The sequence below is a fragment of the Micromonospora sp. NPDC007230 genome, from assembly GCF_042869115.1.
In the GTDB taxonomy this organism is placed as follows: Bacteria; Actinomycetota; Actinomycetes; order Mycobacteriales; family Micromonosporaceae; genus Micromonospora.
In genome coordinates this window covers 122,356-141,044 of record NZ_JBIAFE010000017.1, presented here as the reverse complement: position 1 = coordinate 141,044, position 18,689 = coordinate 122,356, and the positions used below count along the sequence as shown (strand labels likewise).

The window sequence follows — 18,689 nt, the reverse complement described above, 5'->3', positions numbered from 1 at the left end:
CAGACAATCCCAACGCCCCCAGGCGGAAAGAGAGACCAGGAATTTCCGGGTCGGGTGGACGATCATTACGACGGGTCCCCGACCCCGCTTGTGATGTTCACGTTAGCGGAGCCGACCGCCCGCCAGATTGCGGGGTGCTGATCCCACCCGCCACAGCCGTGCTCCAACTGCGCGGCAGTGGCGATCAATGTGGCATCCGCGCCGTACCGGCCGGTGAGCAGCACCCCGACCGGCAGGCCGTCACCGGTCCGGCCGATCGGCAGGGAAACGGACGGATCGCCGGTCACGTTGAAGATGGCGCAGTACGGCGAAAAGCGGCGCTGCCGGTCGAAATCCTCGGCCGGGTCGAGGGCGGCGAACGCGCCCACCGACGCCTGCGGCGCCGCCAGGGTCGGGCAGAGCAGCAGGTCGCAGCCGGCGGTCCGGCGGACGCCGAGGCGTACCTGGGCCTGCAGTTCGCCGAGCGCGGCCAGCAGCGGACCGGCGCCGACGGCCGCGCCCCGGGAGCGGAGGAACCGGGTCAGCGGCAGCAGCTCGCTCTCCCGCTCGGGCGGCACCGGTGAGAGCGCGAGCACGTACCAGAGGGTCTCGAAGAGCGGCCACGCCGCCGGGCCGAGCGGCGCGGGCACCTCGACCACCTCGTGGCCGGCCGCGGTGAGCAGCGCGGCGGCCCGGTCGACGGCGGCCACGCAGTCGGGGTGGACGGGCTCGTCGGCGAGCATCGGCGTGGTGAAGCGGCCGATCCGCAGCCGCCCGGGCGCCGCGCCGCGAGCGACGCGCAGGTAACCGCCGGCGGGCGCGGCCGGCGGCAGGTACGGCTCGCCGGGCACCGGTTGGCCCATGACGTCGAGCAGCGCGGCCACGTCGGCGACGGTCCGGCCGAGCGGGCCGTTCACCGGCAGCCCGAACCCACCGAACCCGAGCGGGCCGCCGGAGACCAGGCCCCGGCTCGGCTTGTATCCGACCAGACCGCAGAGCGACGCCGGGATGCGCAGCGAGCCGCCGCCGTCGGACCCCTGGGCCACCGGCACCAGCCCGGCCGCCACCGCGGCCGCCGCGCCGCCGCTGGACCCGCCCGCGGTGTACGCGAGGCGCCACGGGTTCCGCGCCGGTGGCGCCACCAACCCTTCCGAGTAGAGCGAGCAGCCCAGCTCGGAGGTGGTGGTTTTACCGAGGCTGACCAGCCCGGCGGCGGTCATCAACCGGACCACGTCGGCGTCGACCGGCGGCACGAGGTCGGCGAAGGCGGCCGAACCGAAGGTGGTCCGCACCCCGGCGGTCAGCGTGAGGTCCTTGATCGCGGTCGGTACGCCGTGCAGCGGCCCGCGCCGGTCCACCGGCACCGCGTCGGCGGCCCGGGCCGCCTCCCGGGCCCGCTCGGGGGTGACGGTGACGAACGCGCCCACGGTGTCGCCGAGCGCCTCGACCCGGTGCAGATGGTGCTCGACCAGCTCCACGCTGGACAGCTCGCCCCGGCGGATCGCGGCGGCCTGCTCCAGCGCGGTCAGGTCGTGCGGCTCGGCCATACCGACATCCTGCCTGGTGGCCACGCCCCTCGCACTCATCACCCGCCGCGTGCCTGCGCGCCAAGGCCGGCATCGGGATGTGTTGAGACGCCGGGTGGTGTCGCAGCCGAGGCCCGGCCGCCGTCAGCCGTGCAGGAAGCGCAGGGCGTTGCGGGAGAGGAGCCTGTCGCGCTGGTCGGCGGTGAGGAAGTCCGCCTTCCGGACCACCTGACCGACCGGCCGCTCCCCCAGCGGATACGGGTAGTCGCTGCCCACCAGCACCCGGTCCTCCCCCATGGTGTCGACCAGCAGCCGCAGCGCGGCCGGGTCGAAGACCACCGAGTCGACGCAGAATCGGTCGACGTAGGAGCTCGGCGGGGCGGTGGAGGCGCCGCGTACCAGGTCGCCCCGGCGGTGCCAGGCGTTGTCGGCGCGGCCCAGCCAGAACGGGAAGCTGCCGCCGCCGTGCGCGAAGCAGATCCGCAGCGTCTCCGGCACCCGGTCGAAGACCCCGCCGAGGATGAGCGCCAGCACCGAGAGGTGCGTCTCGGCCGGCATCCCGGTCAACCAGCGGGCCATCCAGCGGTCCAGTCGCGGGCCGCCCGGCATGTCCCAGGGGTGCACGAAGACCGGGGCGCCCACCTGCGCGCAGTGGGTCAGGAACTGCACGATGCCGGCGTCGTCGAGGTCGCGGTCGCCCACGTGGTTGCCGATCTCCACGCCGACGTGACCGGCCGCCAGGCAGCGGTCCAGCTCCGCACAGGCCAGGTCCGGGTCCTGCAACGGCACCTGGCAGAACGGCACCAGCCGGTCGCCCCCGGCAGCGGTCACCGCCAAGGTGAGGTCGTTGAAGATCCGGGCCACCCGGACGGCCTGCTCGGCCGGGCGGTCGTAGCTGAAGAAGACCGGGGTGGGCGAGACCACCTGCACGTCGACGCCGTCGGCGGCCATGTCGGCCAGCCGGGTCGCCGCGTCCCAGCACTCCGCGCCGACCGGCCGGAACTCCGTCTCGCCGACCATGATCATGGCGGCGCGCTCGGAGTCCACCCGCAGCCAGGGCCAGCCGGACCCGCCGCACGCCGCGGCGAGGTCCGGCCACCCCTTGGGTACGACGTGCGTGTGCACGTCCACGACACGTCCCGGCATCAGCCCTTGCCCGGGTGCAGCGCGCCGCAGTTGGTGCAGGTACGGGCCTTCTCGTCGGTGTAGAACGCCGAGAAGACCGGGGGCAGGTCGGCCGCGATGTCGCGGACCTGGAGTTCCACCTCGTGCACCTGGTGGCTGCACTCGGGGCAGTACCACTGGAACTTCTCCAGCGTGCCCTCCTCGCGGACCCGCTCGATCACCATGCCGATCGAGCCGGCCTCGGGCCGCTGCGGCGAGTGCGGGGTGTTGCGCGGCAGCATCCACATCTGACCCTCGCGGACGTGCACCGTACGCGGGCCCTCGGGCAGCATCAGGTTGACGTGCATGTTGCCCTTGACCTGGTAGAAGAACTCCTCGTACGGGTCGACGTGGAAGTCGGTCCGCTGGTTGGGGCCGCCCACCACCATGACGATGAAGTCATCGCTGCCCGGCAACATCTCCTTGTTGCCCACCGGCGGCTTGAGCAGGTGCTGGTTCTCCCCGATCCAGCCGGAGAAGCTGAACGGCTCGGCGATCTCACTCATGACGGACCTCCAGACGGAAGTAGGGCCACGGCCTGCATCTCGATCAGCAGGTGCGGATGCGGCAGCTGGTGCACCGCCACCGTGGTCCGGGTCGGCCCGGTGGCGTCGAAGAACTCCGCCCACACCTCGTTGTATCCACCGAAATCATTCATGTTGACCAGGTAGCTGGTCACCTGGACCAGGTCGGACAGGTCGGCGCCGACCGACCGCAGCAGATCCCGGATGTTCTCGATCACGGCCCGCGTCTGCACCCGGATGTCCAGGTTGGTCGTGCCGAACTCGTCCACCTCGACACCGGCGAAGGTGTTGTCCGGCCGCCGGGACGACGTACCCGAGACGAAGACGAAGCCGCCCGCCACCTTGACGTGCGGGAACGCGCCCCGAGGCACAGCCTTCCCGGCCACCACCCGCGCCCCGCCACTCACGACCACCACCCCCGGACCGTGACGGACGGGACCGGCCGGACCACGTCAGGGGTTCCGGGCAGCCCGGCCGGCGGAGGGATCAAGCCTGACCGCCCGGAGCCGGCCGGGCTGCCCGGAACCCCCACCACAGCACTCACGACGAAGCCCGCAGCGACGCGGTGCCGAGCTTCTCCACCACGGCGCGGACGTGGGCGCCGGGACGCAATGGAACGGCCGCGGTGGCGGCCCCCGCGAGGAATAGCCAGCCCTCGCGCAGCCGGACGCCGTGCCGGCCGGCCAGCCGGAGCCCCTCGTCCAGGGCCCGGCGCGGGTCGCCGAGGATCGCCGCGGTCGAGCCGACCTGCGCCACCCGGCCGTCGATCTCCAGCAGCACGCCGAGGTTGTCCAGCCCCGCCGGCACCGGCGACCAGGGCCCGACGACGAACGCGGCGGCCGAGGTGTTGTCGGCGATGACGTCCGGCAGGGAGAAGGTGAAGTTGGCGTACCGGGAGTCGATCAGCTCGATGGCCGGGGCGACCGCGCGCACCGCGTCGGTGAACGCGCCGACCGGCTCGCCGGGTTCGGGCAGGCGGTCCAGCAGGAACGCCACCTCCGGCTCCACCCGGGGGTGGATGAAGGCGGCAACGTCAACGGTCCCGCCGTCGGGGACCCGCATCACGTCGGTGAGCCGGCCCCAGATCACCTCGTCCACGCCGACCTGGGCCATCTTCGCCTTGCTGGTCAACCCCATCTTCAGCCCGACCAGCCGCTCGCCCCGGTCGAGGCGGCGCTGGAGCAGCGCGGTCTGCACCGCGTACGCGGTGTCGACGTCGAGGCCGGTCTCGGCCGCGAGCTGCGGGACGGCGGTGGCCGTGTCGGCGGCCGCGCCCAGTTTCTCGGCGATCCCCGCGATGTCCGGTCCGATCATGAGTTCTCCTTGCCCGCGAGGTCCAGCGCCACGTCCACGATCATGTCCTCCTGGCCGCCGACCATCCGCCGCCGGCCCAGCTCGACCAGGATCGAGCGGACGTCCACCCCGTACTTCGCGGAGGCGCGTTCGGCGTGCCGGAGGAAGCTGGAGTAGACGCCCGCGTATCCCAGGGAGAGGGTCTCCCGGTCCACCTGGACCGGCCGGTCCTGGAGCGGGCGGACCACGTCGTCGGCCGCGTCCATCAGCGCGAACACGTCGCAGCCGTGCTTCCAGCCGTGCAGCTCGGCGACCGCGACGAAGACCTCCAGCGGGGCGTTCCCCGCACCCGCGCCCATGCCGGCCAGCGAGGCGTCCACCCGGACGGTCCGCCCGGACGGGGAGCCGAGCGGCCCGCCCCCGAGGATCCGCCCGTGCTCGACCGCGACCACACTGTTCGCCACCCCGAGCGACAGGTTGTGGTGGGCGTGGATGCCGACCTGCGTCTCCGGTTCGAGCACCTGCCGGTACGCGTCGATCCGCTCGGCCACGTCGGACATCAGCAGCCGGCCGCCGGAGTCGGTCACGTAGACGCAGTGCGCCCCGTACGACTCCATCAGCTTGGCCTGGGCGGCCAGCCCGGCCGGGTCGTTCATGTGCGACATCATCAGGAACCCGGCGACGTCCATGCCGTGCTCCCGGGCCCAGGAGATGTGCTGGGCGGAGATGTCCGCCTCGGTGCAGTGGGTGGCGATCCGGACGCTGGTCACCCCGAGCGCCTTCGCGGCCTTCAGGTCGGCGATGGTGCCGATCCCGGGCAGCAGCAGCGTGGTGAGCTTCGCGCCGGTCAGCACCTCGGCGGCGGCGGAGATCCAGTCGGCGTCGCTGGCCGCGCCGTGGCCGTAGTTGACGCTGGACCCGGCCAGGCCGTCACCGTGGGCCACCTCGATGGCGGCCACCCCGGCGGCGTCCAGCGCGGCGGCGATGGTCCGCACCTGGTCCACGGTGTACCGGTGCGCGATGGCGTGCATGCCGTCCCGCAGCGTCACGTCCTGGATGTAGAGATCAGTCATCGGACGGTCACCTCCGCGTGCCGCGCCGGCGCGGGGCCGTGCCCGGCCGAGCGCAGGGCCACCAGCCGCTCCGCGGTGCGCAGCGCGGCCGAGGTCATGATGTCCAGGTTGCCGGCGTACGCGGGCAGGTAGTGCCCGGCGCCGGAGACCTCCAGGAAGACGGAGACCTGCAGCCCGGCCAGCTGCCGCCCCAGCGACGGCACGTAGGTGTCGACCCGGTCGAACTGCACGTCCTGCTTGAGCCGGTAGCCCGGAACGTACTCCTGCACGGTGGCCACCATCTCGCCGACTGAGGCGGCGATGGCGGACCGGTCGGCGTCGGCGTCCGGGCAGAGGCAGTAGACGGTGTCCCGCATCAGCAGCGGCGGGTCGGCCGGGTTCAGCACGATGATCGCCTTGCCGCGCTCGGCGCCGCCGACCACCTCGATGGCCCGGGCGGTGGTCTCGGTGAACTCGTCGATGTTGGCCCGGGTGCCCGGCCCCGCCGACTTCGAGGCGATCGAGGCGACGATCTCCCCGTACGCCACCGGGGTGACCCGGCCGACGGCGGCGACGATCGGCACGGTCGCCTGCCCACCGCAGGTGACCATGTTGACGTTCGCCTCGTGCAGGTGCTCATCGAGGTTGACCGGCGGCACCACGTACGGGCCGATGGCGGCCGGAGTCAGGTCGACCACGGTCCGGCCGTGCGCCCGCAGCACCGCGTCGTGGCGGCGGTGCGCGCCGGCCGAGGTGGCGTCGAAGACCAGCTCGACGTCGGCGAACTCGGGCAGCGCCACCAGCCCGTCCACGCCCTCGGCGGTGGTCGCCACGCCCAGCCGCCGGGCCCGGGCCAGGCCGTCCGACGCCGGGTCGATGCCGGCCATCACCACCATGCGCAGGCGGTCACTCAGCCGCAGCACCTTGATCATCAGGTCGGTGCCGATGTTGCCCGACCCCAGCACCGCCACGCCGACTGTCATCGCCGAGCCCTCTTCGTTCGCGACTGCGGGGTTCGCAAGCTCACTCCTCGCGCTCACGACGCCTCCTTGGAGAAACAGGTCCGCACCGAGCCCAGCCCGGAGATCCGCGCCTCGTACGCCGCCCCGGGGGTGACCGGCACCATCGGGCCGAGCGCCCCGGAGAGCACCACGTCCCCGGCGCGCAGCGGATCGCCGGCGCGGGCCATCGTGCCGGCCAGCCACTCCAGCGCGTGCAGCGGGTTGCCGAGGCAGGCCGCCCCCGCCCCCACCGAGACCGGCTCACCTGCCTGCTCCAGCACCATGCCGCACAGGCGCAGGTCCACATCGGCGAGCCGGCGGGGCGCGGTGCCGAGCACGAAGAGCCCGCTGGAGGCGTTGTCCGCCACGGTGTCCACGATGGAGATGTCCCACCCGGCGATCCGCGAGTCGACGATCTCGATGGCCGGCAGCACGTGGTCCACGGCCCGGATCAGGTCGACGGTGGTGACCCGCTCGTCGGGCAGGTCCGCGCCCAGCACGAAGGCGATCTCCGCCTCCACCCGGGGCTGGAGCAGCCGGCCCATCGGCACCTCGACGCCGTCGCCGACCGCCATGTCGTCGAAGAGCACCCCGAAGTCGGGCTGGAACACGCCGAAGCTCTCCTGCACCGCCCGCGAGGTCAGCCCGATCTTCGCCCCCACCCGGCGGTGGCCCTTGCCGAGCCGCTGCCGGGTGTACACCTGCTGCACCTGGTAGGCCGCCTCGATGTCACCCTCCGGCAGCAGCCGGCCCCGCAGGGGCGGGCACGGCTTCTCGTCCTGCCGGGCGACGGCCAGTTCCCGGTTGGCGGCCTCGATGTCGACGGTGGTCATCCCCGCTCCTCGCTGCGCTCGCTGACGACGCTCGCGACGGTTCGCGACTGCGGGGCTCGCAACCCCGGCTCGCTCCTCGCGCTCACGACCCCGTGCATTCTGCCCGGAACGCGCGCTCACGTGAGGTCCACGCAGACGTTGGTGAGTTCGGAGTAGAAGTCGAGCGAATGCACCCCGCCCTCCCGGCCGATGCCGGAGGCCTTCACCCCGCCGAACGGGGTGCGCAGGTCGCGCAGGAACCAGGTGTTCACCCAGACGATGCCGGCGTCCAGCCGGGACCCGGCCCGGTGCGCCCGGCCCACGTCGCGGGTCCAGATCGTCGCCGCCAGGCCGTAGTCGGTGCCGTTGGCCAGGGCGTACGCCTCGTCCTCGTCGTCGAAGGGTGCGACGTGGACCACCGGGCCGAAGATCTCCTCCCGGTTGGTGCGGGCGTCCGGCCCGAGCCCGGTCAGCACGGTCGGCTGCACGTACGCGCCGCCGTCCCGGGCGTCGCCGAAGCGCGGCACCCCGCCCCCGGCACACACCTCGGCGCCTTCGGCCCGGGCCAGGTCGTAGTGGCCGAGCACCTTGTCCCGGTGGCCGTGCGAGATCAGCGGCATGTTCGCCGTCGCCTCGTCGGCTGGCCAGCCGTACGCCAGGTCGTCGGCGCGCTTGGCGAGCCGCGCGGTGAACTCCTCGAAGACCGGCTGCTGCACGTAGATCCGCTCGGTGCAGAGGCACACCTGGCCGCCGTTGGTGAAACTGGACCGGACCGACCCGGCGACCGCCGCGTCCAGGTCGGCGTCGGCGAAGACCAGGCCGGCGTTCTTGCCGCCCAACTCGAAGCTGACCGCCTTCACCCCGTCCGCGGCGGCCCGCATGATGGCGCTGCCGGTGGCGGACTCCCCGGTGAAGGTGATCGCGTCCACGCCCGGGTGCCGGGTGAGGAACTCCCCGGCCGAGTCGGGGCCGAAGCCGTGCACCAGGTTGAACACGCCCTCCGGTACGCCCGCCGCGGCCATCACCTCGGCGAGCAGGGTGGCCGACGCCGGGGTCTCCTCGCTGGGCTTGACCACCACGGCGTTGCCGCAGGCCAGGGCCGGGGCGACCTTCCAGGTGAGCAGCAGCAGCGGCAGGTTCCACGGCACGATCACCGCGACCACACCGACCGGCTTGCGGACCGCGTAGTTGAGCGCCCGGCCGCCGGTCGGGGTGACCGTGGTGAACGACTCGGTCGGCGCGGTCGCCACGATCTCGGCGAACGCCCGGAAGTTGGCCGCGCCGCGCGGGATGTCCAGCGTACGGGCCTGGGAGATGGCCTTGCCGGTGTCGGCCACCTCGGCGGCGACCAGATCGTCGAAGCGGCGTTCCAACTCGTCGGCGATCCGCCGCAGCACCTCGGCGCGCTCCCGCTCGCCCATCCGGCCCCACGGGCCACGCAGCGCCGCCCGCGCCGCCGCCACCGCGTCGTCCACCGTGGACGAGTCGGCCTCGACCACCTCGAAGACCGGCTCGCCGGTCACCGGGCTGCGCTTGGTGAACCGCCGCCCGGCGGCGACGAACTCGCCGCCGACGAAGTTGCGCAGCAGGCCCGGGCCGTCCGGCGCGTGCCCGGCCATCAGCCGCGGATCCCAGAGCGTCATCGCCGCCTCCCTCGCCCGAGCACCATCGCCGCGCCGGCCAGCGCCGCCACCGCGCCGGCCGCGACCGCCCCGAGCACCTGGTACTGCCGGCGCACCCGGCGGCGCACCTCGGCGTACGGGGTGGTGGAGAAGGAGACCAGCTCGTACTGCGACACGTACCGGCCGGGCAGCGCCCGCTCCAGGGCGTGCTCGATCCGCTTGCGGGTCTGGAACACCGGCGAGGCGACCTTGTCCCGCATCTCCACGAAGTTGGCCAGCGCCATCCGGGCGATCGCCTCGGCGTTGGCCTGCCGCCGCTGCTCGAACAGCGGCAGCGCCACGGACCACTGGTCACCGCACTCGTCCAGGCAGCGGTCCAGCTCGACCACGTCCTCGAAGGCGCAGTTCGCGCCCTGGCCGTAGAACGGCACGATGGCGTGCGCCGCGTCGCCGAGCAGGCCCACCCTGCCGTCCACCTGCCACGGGGTGCAGCGGACCGTGCCCAGCACCCCGACCGGGTTGTGCTGGTAGTCGTCCACCAGGTTCGGCGCGAGCGGGATCAGGTCCGGGTAGTGGGTGCGGAAGTACCGCTCGATGGCGGCCGGGCTGCCCAGCGAGGCGAAGCTCGCGGTGCCGTGGGTGGGCCAGAACAGGGTGCAGGTGAAGGAGCGGTCCGGGTTGGGCAGGGCGATCATCATCGAGGTGCCCCGCGGCCAGATGTGCAGGGCGCCCGGATCCAGGGCGAACTCGCCGCCGATCGGCGGGATGCTGAGCTCCTTGTAGCCGTAGTCGAGGAAGTCCAGGCTCTCGGCCAGCGCGCCGTACCCGAGGAGCTGCCCACGCACGGCGGAGCCGGCACCGTCGGCGCCGAGGACGACCGACGCGGTGGCGGCGACCTTGCCCTGCGGGGTCTCGAAGGTCATCTCGTTGGTGGCCGGGTCGAGCCCGACCAGCCGGTGGTCGAACGCGATCCGCACGCCCGGCAGCGCGGCGGCGGCGGTGAGCAGGGCGTTGTTCAGCGCGCCCCGGCTGATCGAGTTGATCGCCCGGTCGCCGGAGCCGCTGTACGACTGGAACTGCGGCTCCCCCTCGACGGGGTGGATCATCCGGCCACGCATCGGCAGCGCGTCCGCCATCACCTGCCGCTCCAGCCCGATCCGGCGCAACGCGTCCAGGCCGCGCTCGGACAGCGCCAGGTTGATCGAGCGGCCCCGCTCGACCTGCCCGCTGCGCGGGTCGGGCCGCCGCTCGTAGAGAGCCACCGGGTATCCGCGCCGGGCCAGGTAGCAGGCCAGCAGGCAGCCGGCCAGCCCCGCCCCGACGACGGCGATCTCGTCGCGTTCGGTACTCATGAGATCGCCTCCACGGTGGCGGCCAGCGCGTCGGCGACCCGCCAGCAGTCGTGGTACGTCGAGTAGAGCGGCACCGGGGCGAACCGGACGATGTCCGGCTCCCGCGCGTCGGCGATCACGCCGTGCTCGTGCCGCAGCCGCTTGGTCAGCTCGTTCGCACTACCCACCCCGATCCGCACGGAGAGCTGGCAGCCTCGGCGGTCCGGGTCGCGCGGAGTGACCACGGTCAGCGGCCGGCCGACGGTCACCTCGTCGAGCAGCCGCTCCAGGTAGCCGGTGAGCCGGAGGCTGCGCTCCCGCAGCGCCGGCATGCCGACCGAGTCGAAGAGTTCCAGCGAGGTACGCACCGGGCCCATCGCGAAGATCGGCGGGTTGGAGATCTGCCACGCCTCGACGGTGGCCGGCGGCCGGGAGACCGGGGTCATCTCGAACCGGGTGGCGGCCTCGGTGCTCCACCAGCCCTCGAACCGGGGCAGGCCGGGGTCGCCCAGGTGTCGCTCGTGAACGAAGACACCGGCCAGCGCGCCCGGCCCCGAGTTGAGGTACTTGTACGAGCACCAGGCGGCGAAGTCGACGTCCCAGTCGTGCAGCGCCAGCGGTACGTTGCCGACCGCGTGCGCCAGGTCCCAGCCGACCACCGCACCGGCGGCCCGCCCGGCGGCGGTGATCGCCGGAAGGTCCATCAGCTCACCGGTCAGGTAGTTGACCCCGCCGAGCAGCAGCAACGCCACGGTGTGCCCCTCGGCGGCCAGGAAGTCGAGGACGTCCTGGGTGCGCAGGGTGTCCTCGCCCGGGCGCGGCGTCAACCGGACCACGGTGGCGTCCGGGTCCAGGCCGTGGAACCGGGCCTGGCTGCGCACCGCGTAGCTGTCCGACGGGAACGCGCTGTCCTCGATGACGATCCGGGTCCGCTCGCCGGCCGGCCGGTAGAAGCTCACCATCAGCAGGTGCAGGTTGACCGTGAGGGAGTTCATCACCACGGTCTCGGCCGGGAGCGCGCCGACCAGGCGCGCGGCCGGCGCCGTCAGCAGCTCGTGGTACGGCAGCCAGGGCCGCTTCGCCTCCAGGTGCCCTTCCACGCCCAGCCGGCGCCAGGCGTCCAGGTCGGCGAGGAGTTCGTCCCGGGTGGCCCGGGGTTGCAGGCCCAGCGAGTTGCCGGCCAGGTACGCCACCTCGGGGTACCGCCCGCCCTCGGCGGGGGGCACGTGGAACAGGTGCCGATGGCCGGGGTCGGCGGCATCGAGCCGGCGGGCTTCTTCTTCGGGGGTGGGCATGTCCTTCTCTCCGGTCACATCGCGGTCCGGGCCGACCACAGCTCGGGGAAGACCACCCGGGCCATGCTGCGCTGCAACCAGGCCAGCCCGGCCGAGCCGCCGCTGCCGACCTTGGCGCCCATGGTCCGCTGCACCGCCTTGATGTGCTGCCAGCGCCAGTCGCCGAACCGCTCGGCCACCTCGGTCAGCGCCTCACCCAGCAGGCGCAGGTGGTTGTCCGGGCCGCCGTCGGCGTAGATGCGTACCCAGGCCGCCTCGACCATGGGGTGCGGGTCGTGCTCGGTCGCCACGTCCCGGTCGAGCAGTTCGCCGGGGAGGTCGAAGCCGCGCCGGGCGAGCAGGGCGATCACGTCGTCCCAGAGGCTCGGTGCGGCGAGGGCGGCGGTCAGCTCCGCGTGCACCTCGGTCTGCCGGCGGAACGGGCGGATCAGCGCCGGGTCGCGCAGGCCGAGCAGGAACTCCAGCTGCCGGTACATGGCGGACTGGAAGCCGGAGCCCTCGCCGAGCCGGTCGCGGAAGCGGTTGAAGTCGGCCGGGGTCATCCAGCGCAGCCCCTGCCAGGCGGCGTTGAGCCCTTCCAGGTGCAGGGCAGCGCGGCGCAGCGGGGGCAGCGCCTCCCAGATCCGGTTGGCCCGCAGCTCCCGCTGGGCGTGCCGCAGCTCGTGGCAGGTCAGCCCGAAGTACAGCTCCATGATCTGGCTGACCATCAGGAAGGACATCTCACCCGGATCGTCGCTGAGCGGCTCCTGCAACCGGTGCAGTGTGCTCGCCCGCACGTAGGCGTCGTAGGGCACCCGGTCGGCGAACTCCAGCGTCGGCTCGCCGCCGTTGCGCGCCGCCCGGGCCGCCCGCTGCTGCGGGGTGGCCGGACGAACCGCCGTCGTCTGTTCCACCGTCATCTCCCTCGGTACGCGGGGTAGACGACATGATCCCGCTCCTGGATCCGCGAATGGAATGCCTGTTCAACGGCGGTACGGTGGTTTGACCTGCCGTGTTGAAGGCCGCACGGCTCCCGGGTTCACGAAGGAAAGGTCACGCAGTGGACGACATGGACTGGGCCCTGCTGCGCGAGCTCCAGGCCGACGCCCGGCTCTCGTTCAGCGAGTTGTCCCGCCGGGTGCACCTGTCGCCGCCGGCGGTGGCCGAACGGGTCCGCCGGCTGGAGGAGTCCGGGGTGATCACCGGCTACCACGCGCACGTGGACCTGACCCGGGCCGGCCGTACCGTGGTCGCCCTGATCCGGATGTCCTGCTACGGGTCCTGGTGCATCCTCAACGACCCGGACGTGGCGGGCTGGCCGGAGATCATGGAGATCCACCGGATCACCGGGGACGCGTGCAGCATGCTCAAGGTCGCGGCGGGCTCGATCGACGAGTTCGAGCGGGTCATCGACCGGCTCGCCCCGTACGGCCAGCCGTCCAGCACGATGGTGCTCTCCACCCCGCTGGACTGGCACCCGGTCACCCCGCTGCCCCGCACCGGTTCATCGTCGGCCGGTCGCCGCCGCTGAGCGTGATCCCCCGGTCGGCGGTCCCGCACCGGTTTGCCCCGGCGCCAGCGGGAAAGCAGCCGGCACTGCCCGTCAGCAGGATTCCGGTGCGCCGCACCGGGAGGGGGGAACCATGCGAGGGCTCGTGTCACACCGCGCCCTGTCCGCCGTACTGGGCGTGCTCGCCCTGGTCGGGGCGTTCATCCTGATCACCGCCACGCCGGCCCGCGCCGGGGAGAACGTCTTCGTCGAGGTCACGCCGAATCCCGCGCAGGCCGGCACCCGGGTGAACATCCGGGCCAGTTGCGACAACGCGAACAACCGGCAGGCCGAGGTGAACTCGGACGCCTTCGGGCGGGTGATGCTCCGACCGGACAACGGCTTCCTCACCGGGGCGGTGACCATCCCGGCCAACAAGCAGGCCGGTGACTTCCCGGTCGACCTGCGCTGCTCCAACGGGAACACCGCACAGACCGTGCTGACCGTGCTGAACATGGCCCAGCCCAGCAAGGGCCCGGCCACCGGCGGGGGCGGCACGGCGGGCGGCCGGGGCGCCGGCTCGCTGCTGCTGGTCGGCGGACTGGTCGCGGTGGCGGTGGTGGCCGGCGTCGGCGCCCGCCGCAGGACCGGGTCGCGCTTCTGACGAGGTGCGGCCATGGCAGGCCCACGGACCCGACCCGGCCGGCAGCCGGACGCCCGGGACGACGGTCGTAGCGCGCGGATCAGCGGCGACGGCGGCACCCCGGCGACGCGGGATGGCGCCGGCGGTGTCGCCGCCCTGACCGGCGCGCCCGCGCCGGCCGGCCCCGGCGGACGCCCCACGCGGATCGACGGCAGGGGCCGCAGCCCCCGGATCCAGGGCGACGGCCGGGCCGCCCGCATCCGTCGGGACGGCCGCATGCCGCCGGCGCCCGGTCGCCGCGGCACCCGCATCCACGGCGACGGCCGCACCCGGCGGATCGGTGGCCGGCCGGCCCGCCTCGACGGCAGCCCGCGCATCCAGGGCGACGGCCGCACCCGGCGGATCGGCGGCGGCCGCGGCCGGCCCGCCCGGGGCGTGGGCCACGTGCGGAACGTCCGGCCGCAGGCGAACCGGGACGCCCGCAGGACCCGGCCCGGTACGGCCGGCCGCAGGCTGCGGACCTCGCTCCGGCTGGTGACCCGGGCGACCCGTCGGTTCGCCCGCACCGCCGGCCAGGCCGCCACGGCAAGCGTCGCCACCGCCGGCCCGCGCGCCCGCACCGCGCCGGTCCGGCCCACCCGCACCGCCGCCCGCTGGCGGTACGCGGCGCGGCGCGGCCCCGGCGCCCCGGTGCTGGTGATCGGCACGCTGATGGTGCTGATCATCGCGATGCTCGGCGTGGAGCGGGTGACCGGTGTCACCGTGCTGCCGGACCGGCTCTTCGCCGGGATACGGCCGCCGCCGAAAAAGTTCCCGGTGCTGGCGGCGAGCCCGCCGACCGACATCGCGATCGGCAAGATCGGTCTGCGTGCCCCGGTGCACCGGGTCGGCATCGCCGCCGACGGCAGCATCGCCGTACCCGCGCTGGAGCGGGCCGGCGAGGCCGGCTGGTACGACCAGGGACCGACCCCGGGGCAGAACGGCCCGGCGGTGATCGTCGGGCACGTCGACACCACCACCGGCCCCGCCGTCTTCCACGATCTCAAGAAACTGGACGACGGCGACCGGGTCGAGGTGACCCGGGAGGACCGCTCGGTGGCGGTCTTCGAGGTCACCTCCGTGCAGCGGTACGGCAAGGAGCGGTTGCCGGTGAACGAGATCTTCGGCGACTTCAGCCAGCCGAACCTGCGCCTGATCACCTGCGGCGGCCGATGGGTGGGCGGCGCGACCGGATACGCCGACAACCTGGTGGTCTACGCGTCGCTGGTCGAGGCGCGTGGCCCGTGAGCCCGGGCTCAGGCCGGGCGGCGAGTGAACGGGCTCAGGCGCGCGGCCGGTGAACGGACTCAGGCTGGCGGCCGGCGAAGGGGCTCAGGCGGGCGGCCGGCGAGCGGGCTCAGGCGGCCTCGGGCTCGGGCTCGCGCAGGTCCAGCCAGTCCGCCCAGCGCGGGTCCGGCGCCCGGTGCCCGAGCACCCGCCAGGCCGTCCCTTTCGGGGCCGCCGGCAGGCTGTGCAACCGCCAGCCCAGCTCCGCCGGCGTCTTGTCCCCTTTGGTGTGGTTGCACCGGGCGCAGGCGGCGACCACGTTCTCCCAGGCGTGCCGGCCGCCCCGGCTGCGCGGGAAGACGTGGTCGATGGTCTCGGCCGGACCGCGGCAGTAGGCGCACCGCCAGCCGTCCCGGGCGAAGATGGCCCGGCGGGAGAGCCCGACATGGGTGCGGTAGGGCACCCGGACGTAGCGGGTCAGCCGGACCACCGAGGGGACCGGGAGCGCGTTGCGGGCGCTGTGCAGGACGCCGTCGCCGTCCGCGACGCAGACGGCCTTGGCGGAGAGCACGAGGATCGCGGCGCGACGCACCGACACGACACACAGCGGCTCGTAGGTGGCGTTGAGAACGAGTGCACCAGAGCCCGCCGTGGGTCGTATGTCAGGCATCGTGCTCACCCTCCCGGTCCAGCCGCTCCTGCCGCTGTTTGCGCCGGGGGGTGCCCCGCAGGCAGCGGGGAGCCGCACCGACGCCGGCCGGATCACCGACGTCCGCTGCGCCCATCGTCCCTGATCGGACCCGCGATTGCACGTACTAATCCGGGGTACCCTCATGAACCTTTCGTGGCTGTGCCACGATGACCGGTTCACCGGGAGGGGGTGACCGGGCCCCCGTCGCGGTGGGTCAGCAGCGGACGTCCAGGAGCCGTGCGGTACGAAAGCAGGGTGAGTACCGCCGACCTGATGCTCCGCGTTCTGGCCGCCGCGCCCGACCCCGGCCCGAGTCCGTCCGTCGACTGCCGGACCGACCCCCTGTGCAAGCAGGTACTGGAGCTGACCGGCTCAGTCTGGTTCGCCGAGGGCAGCTACTGGATCGTGCTGAAGCCGCTGCGGATCATCCTGATCCTGCTGCTGGCCTTCGTCGCCCGCTGGGCGTTGCACCGGGCGATCGACCGGCTCGTCCGGACGACGAGCGAGACCTCGGTGCCCACCCTGCTCAAGCCGCTGCGCGAGCGGATCCCCAGCGCCGCGGCGAACCCGGAGGACTTCGTGCCGGAGCGGCGGCGGCAGCGCGCCGAGGCGATCGGCTCGGTGCTGCGCAGCATGGTCACCGCCTTCATCTTCGGCATCGCGCTGCTGATGGTGCTGAAGGAGTTCAGCTTCGACCTGGCCCCGCTGCTGGCCAGCGCCGGCATCGCCGGCGTCGCCCTCGGCTTCGGCGCGCAGAGCCTGGTCAAGGACCTGATCGCCGGCCTGTTCATGCTGATCGAGGACCAGTACGGCGTCGGCGACACCGTCGACCTCGGCGAGGCGACCGGTGTGGTGGAGGCGGTGGGCCTGCGGGTCACCACGGTCCGGGACGGCCGGGGCGTGCTCTGGTACATCCGGAACGGCGAGATCGTCCGGGTCGGCAACAAGAGCCAGGGGTGGGCCCTGGTGGTGGTGGACCTGCCGATCGGCTTCGCCGGCACCGAGGAGGCCAGCGCGGTGCTGCGTACGGCGGCCGCGTCGGTGGCGATGGACCCGGAGCTGGCAGCCCAGATCGTCGAGCCGCCGGAGGTGCTCGGCGTCGAACAGATGACGGTGGACGGGGCAGTGATCCGCACGGTGGTCAAGACGACCGCCGACGGGCAGTTCGCCGTCGGCCGCGAGCTGCGCCGCCGGCTGGCCGAGGCGCTGGAGAACTCCGGCATCACCGCCCGGATCGCGGCGGCCCGGCTCTACCCGGGCCTGCCGCCCAACGTCCCGACTCCCGGGGAGACGGGCACCGGCGGGGCGACCTGAGGCCGGTCGCCACCCGGCCCTGCGGGGCCGGCGGTTGGCGGGGGTCGCGCGCCGTGCGGCCCCTCGGGTATCGTCCGATCGTTCAGTCGGAGATGCGACGATCAATCCGTTCACCCTAGCCAGTTGTCAGACGATCGGGCAGAATCCGGTAAGCACGCTCCGGTCGGAGCGTGCTCGTGTCCTCGCTGATCCGTAAACCTGACGACGGTTCCCGGTCGGTCCCACCACGAGTGGTCGGCCCGGGGACGATGGAGGCGACGGTGTCCGACGAGCGACCCGCCCAGGAGGGCTCGGCCACCTTCCGCGACGTGTTCAGCCAGCCGGAGTTCCGCGCCCTCTTCACCGCCAGCACCCTCTCCTGGGTCGGCGACTACCTGGCCAAAGCCGCCGTCACCGTCCTGGTCTACCGGGAGACCGACTCGGTGGCGCTCTCCGCCGCCGCGTTCGCGGCCAGCTACCTGCCCTGGCTGATCGGCGGCCCACTGCTCTCCGCGCTGGCCGAACGGCACCGGTACCGGCAGGTCATGGTGATCTGTGACGTCATCCGGATGGCGTTGATGGCACTGGTGGCCGTGCCGGTGATGCCCCCCTGGGCGATCCTCGCCCTGATCTTCGCCGCCACCCTGGCCAACCCGCCGAGCCAGGCCGCCCGGTCCGCGCTGACGCCGCACATCCTCACTGGCGACCGGCTGGTGCTGGGCCTGTCGGTCACCGCGAGCACCGCCCAGGCCGCCCAGGTCGTCGGCTACCTGCTCGGCGCGGCGATCGCCGCGATCGACCCCAACGTCGCCCTGCTGATCAACGCGGCCACCTTCGGCCTGTCGGCCGCCCTGTGCCGGTTCGGCCTCCGGGACCGACCGCCCGCGATGACCGCCGCGCACCGCAGCCACCTGCTGCGGGAGACCGGTGAGGGCTTCCGCATCGTCTTCGGTCAGCAGGTCCTGCGGGCCATCGCCGTGGTGGTGTTCAGCGCGGTGGTCTTCTCGATCGTGCCGGAGGGGCTGGCCGCCCCATGGGCCGCCAACCGGACCGACGGCGCGATGGACGCCGGCACCGCCCAGGCGGTGATCATGGCGGCCAACCCGGTCGGCTACATCCTCGGCGGGCTGCTGATCAGCCGGCTCGTCGCCCCGGACCGCCGGGTGGCGTTGATCCGCCCGCTGGCGGTCCTCGCCCCGGCGGCGCTCGTTCCCGCCCTGCTCGACCCGCCGCCGCTCCTGGTGGCGCTCCTCGCCGCCGGCTGCGGCTTCGCCGTGGGCGGGCTGCTGCCGGTGGCCAACGGCCTGTTCGTCCGCGCCCTGCCGGACGGCTACCGGGCCCGGGCGTTCGGCGTGATGGCCAGTGGCACGCAGATCACCCAGGGTGCCGCCGTGCTGGTCACCGGGGCGCTCGCCGAACGGTTCAGCATCCCCGCGGTGGTGGGCGTGTGGAGTGCCGCAGGGGTGGGGCTGATGCTCCTGGCGGTGCTCACCTGGCCGCGCCCGGAGACGGTGGCCGCGACCGTCGCGGCGGCCGAGGCCGACTCGGTCGCCCGGGACGCCGCCGGCCCAGACCCGCACGCCCCGGCCATGACGGGCGCGTCCGGCGTGATCGGCAACCGCTCCGGTGAGCGGGGCCGGCGCCGGCACGCGGTGGGGTGAGCTGACTCCCGCCGGCCGGTGGGCGGGGCGGTTGCGCAGTCGGCACCTGGCAGGATGGAAGGGTGAAT

19 protein-coding genes are annotated in these 18,689 nt (G+C 73.5%); 5 read left to right on the top strand and 14 right to left on the bottom strand.

The window, feature by feature from the left end; all coding sequences use genetic code 11:
* Window positions 1-65: 65 nt before the first annotated feature.
* From ACFYML_RS23490 to ACFYML_RS23435, 12 genes are all read right to left on the bottom strand, one after another.
* Window positions 66-1,526 (bottom strand): amidase, encoded by a 1,461-nt coding sequence (locus tag ACFYML_RS23490; protein ID WP_387422676.1) that lies wholly within the window; start codon window positions 1,524-1,526, stop codon window positions 66-68.
* Window positions 1,527-1,649: 123 nt separating this feature from the next.
* Window positions 1,650-2,651 (bottom strand): amidohydrolase family protein, encoded by a 1,002-nt coding sequence (locus ACFYML_RS23485; RefSeq protein ID WP_387422675.1) that lies wholly within the window; start codon window positions 2,649-2,651, stop codon window positions 1,650-1,652.
* Window positions 2,651-3,175, bottom strand: a complete 525-nt coding sequence (locus ACFYML_RS23480) for a 3-hydroxyanthranilate 3,4-dioxygenase (RefSeq protein WP_387422674.1) — start codon at window positions 3,173-3,175, stop codon at window positions 2,651-2,653. The genes ACFYML_RS23485 and ACFYML_RS23480 overlap by 1 nt, the downstream gene beginning before the upstream one ends.
* Window positions 3,172-3,600: a RidA family protein gene (locus tag ACFYML_RS23475; protein ID WP_387422715.1), complete on the bottom strand. Its 429-nt coding sequence runs from the start codon at window positions 3,598-3,600 to the stop codon at window positions 3,172-3,174. Before ACFYML_RS23475 ends, ACFYML_RS23480 begins: the two co-directional genes overlap by 4 nt.
* A gap of 133 nt (window positions 3,601-3,733) precedes the next feature.
* Window positions 3,734-4,507: a 2-keto-4-pentenoate hydratase gene (locus ACFYML_RS23470; RefSeq protein ID WP_387422673.1), complete on the bottom strand. Its 774-nt coding sequence runs from the start codon at window positions 4,505-4,507 to the stop codon at window positions 3,734-3,736.
* Entirely contained in the window at window positions 4,504-5,559 is a 1,056-nt protein-coding gene (dmpG, locus tag ACFYML_RS23465; RefSeq protein ID WP_387422671.1) for a 4-hydroxy-2-oxovalerate aldolase, read from the bottom strand. The genes ACFYML_RS23470 and dmpG overlap by 4 nt, the downstream gene beginning before the upstream one ends.
* The gene (locus ACFYML_RS23460; protein ID WP_387422714.1) at window positions 5,556-6,521 is read right to left on the bottom strand and encodes an acetaldehyde dehydrogenase (acetylating); all 966 of its coding nucleotides are present in this window, start codon (window positions 6,519-6,521) and stop codon (window positions 5,556-5,558) included. Before ACFYML_RS23460 ends, dmpG begins: the two co-directional genes overlap by 4 nt.
* 53 nt (window positions 6,522-6,574) lie before the next feature.
* Entirely contained in the window at window positions 6,575-7,372 is a 798-nt protein-coding gene (locus ACFYML_RS23455) for a 2-keto-4-pentenoate hydratase (protein WP_387422670.1), read from the bottom strand.
* A 116-nt stretch (window positions 7,373-7,488) separates the two neighbouring features.
* Window positions 7,489-8,970 carry a 2-hydroxymuconic semialdehyde dehydrogenase gene (locus ACFYML_RS23450; RefSeq protein ID WP_387422713.1) on the bottom strand — a complete coding sequence of 494 codons (1,482 nt, stop codon included), beginning with the start codon at window positions 8,968-8,970 and terminating at the stop codon, window positions 7,489-7,491.
* 20 nt (window positions 8,971-8,990) lie between these two features.
* Complete coding sequence (locus tag ACFYML_RS23445; protein WP_387422669.1) at window positions 8,991-10,325, bottom strand: FAD-dependent oxidoreductase; 1,335 nt, start codon at window positions 10,323-10,325, stop codon at window positions 8,991-8,993.
* Window positions 10,322-11,599: a kynureninase gene (kynU, locus tag ACFYML_RS23440; RefSeq protein WP_387422668.1), complete on the bottom strand. Its 1,278-nt coding sequence runs from the start codon at window positions 11,597-11,599 to the stop codon at window positions 10,322-10,324. The genes ACFYML_RS23445 and kynU overlap by 4 nt, the downstream gene beginning before the upstream one ends.
* 14 nt (window positions 11,600-11,613) lie before the next feature.
* On the bottom strand, window positions 11,614-12,498 hold the full coding sequence (locus ACFYML_RS23435) for a tryptophan 2,3-dioxygenase (protein ID WP_387422667.1): 885 nt from the start codon (window positions 12,496-12,498) through the stop codon (window positions 11,614-11,616).
* A gap of 140 nt (window positions 12,499-12,638) precedes the next feature.
* Here ACFYML_RS23435 and ACFYML_RS23430 point away from each other — a divergent pair, with 140 nt between their 5' ends.
* The 3 genes from ACFYML_RS23430 (at window position 12,639) to ACFYML_RS23420 (ending at window position 14,997) form a co-directional block, all read left to right on the top strand.
* Window positions 12,639-13,109: an Lrp/AsnC family transcriptional regulator gene (locus ACFYML_RS23430; protein WP_387422666.1), complete on the top strand. Its 471-nt coding sequence runs from the start codon at window positions 12,639-12,641 to the stop codon at window positions 13,107-13,109.
* Between the two features lie 112 nt (window positions 13,110-13,221).
* Window positions 13,222-13,731: a hypothetical protein gene (locus tag ACFYML_RS23425; RefSeq protein ID WP_357440978.1), complete on the top strand. Its 510-nt coding sequence runs from the start codon at window positions 13,222-13,224 to the stop codon at window positions 13,729-13,731.
* A 492-nt stretch (window positions 13,732-14,223) separates the two neighbouring features.
* Entirely contained in the window at window positions 14,224-14,997 is a 774-nt protein-coding gene (locus ACFYML_RS23420) for a class F sortase (RefSeq protein ID WP_387422712.1), read from the top strand.
* Between the two features lie 109 nt (window positions 14,998-15,106).
* On the opposite strand, the gene ACFYML_RS23415 is transcribed toward ACFYML_RS23420, so the two are convergent.
* Together ACFYML_RS23415 and ACFYML_RS23410 are read right to left on the bottom strand one after the other, a co-directional pair.
* On the bottom strand, window positions 15,107-15,646 hold the full coding sequence (locus ACFYML_RS23415) for an HNH endonuclease (RefSeq protein ID WP_073836615.1): 540 nt from the start codon (window positions 15,644-15,646) through the stop codon (window positions 15,107-15,109).
* Entirely contained in the window at window positions 15,639-15,761 is a 123-nt protein-coding gene (locus tag ACFYML_RS23410; protein ID WP_274534575.1) for a hypothetical protein, read from the bottom strand. The genes ACFYML_RS23415 and ACFYML_RS23410 overlap by 8 nt, the downstream gene beginning before the upstream one ends.
* A gap of 179 nt (window positions 15,762-15,940) precedes the next feature.
* Here ACFYML_RS23410 and ACFYML_RS23405 point away from each other — a divergent pair, with 179 nt between their 5' ends.
* Window positions 15,941-16,981: a mechanosensitive ion channel family protein gene (locus tag ACFYML_RS23405; protein WP_387422711.1), complete on the top strand. Its 1,041-nt coding sequence runs from the start codon at window positions 15,941-15,943 to the stop codon at window positions 16,979-16,981.
* A 248-nt stretch (window positions 16,982-17,229) separates the two neighbouring features.
* Window positions 17,230-18,621 (top strand): MFS transporter, encoded by a 1,392-nt coding sequence (locus ACFYML_RS23400; RefSeq protein ID WP_387422665.1) that lies wholly within the window; start codon window positions 17,230-17,232, stop codon window positions 18,619-18,621.
* Window positions 18,622-18,689 lie beyond the last annotated feature (68 nt).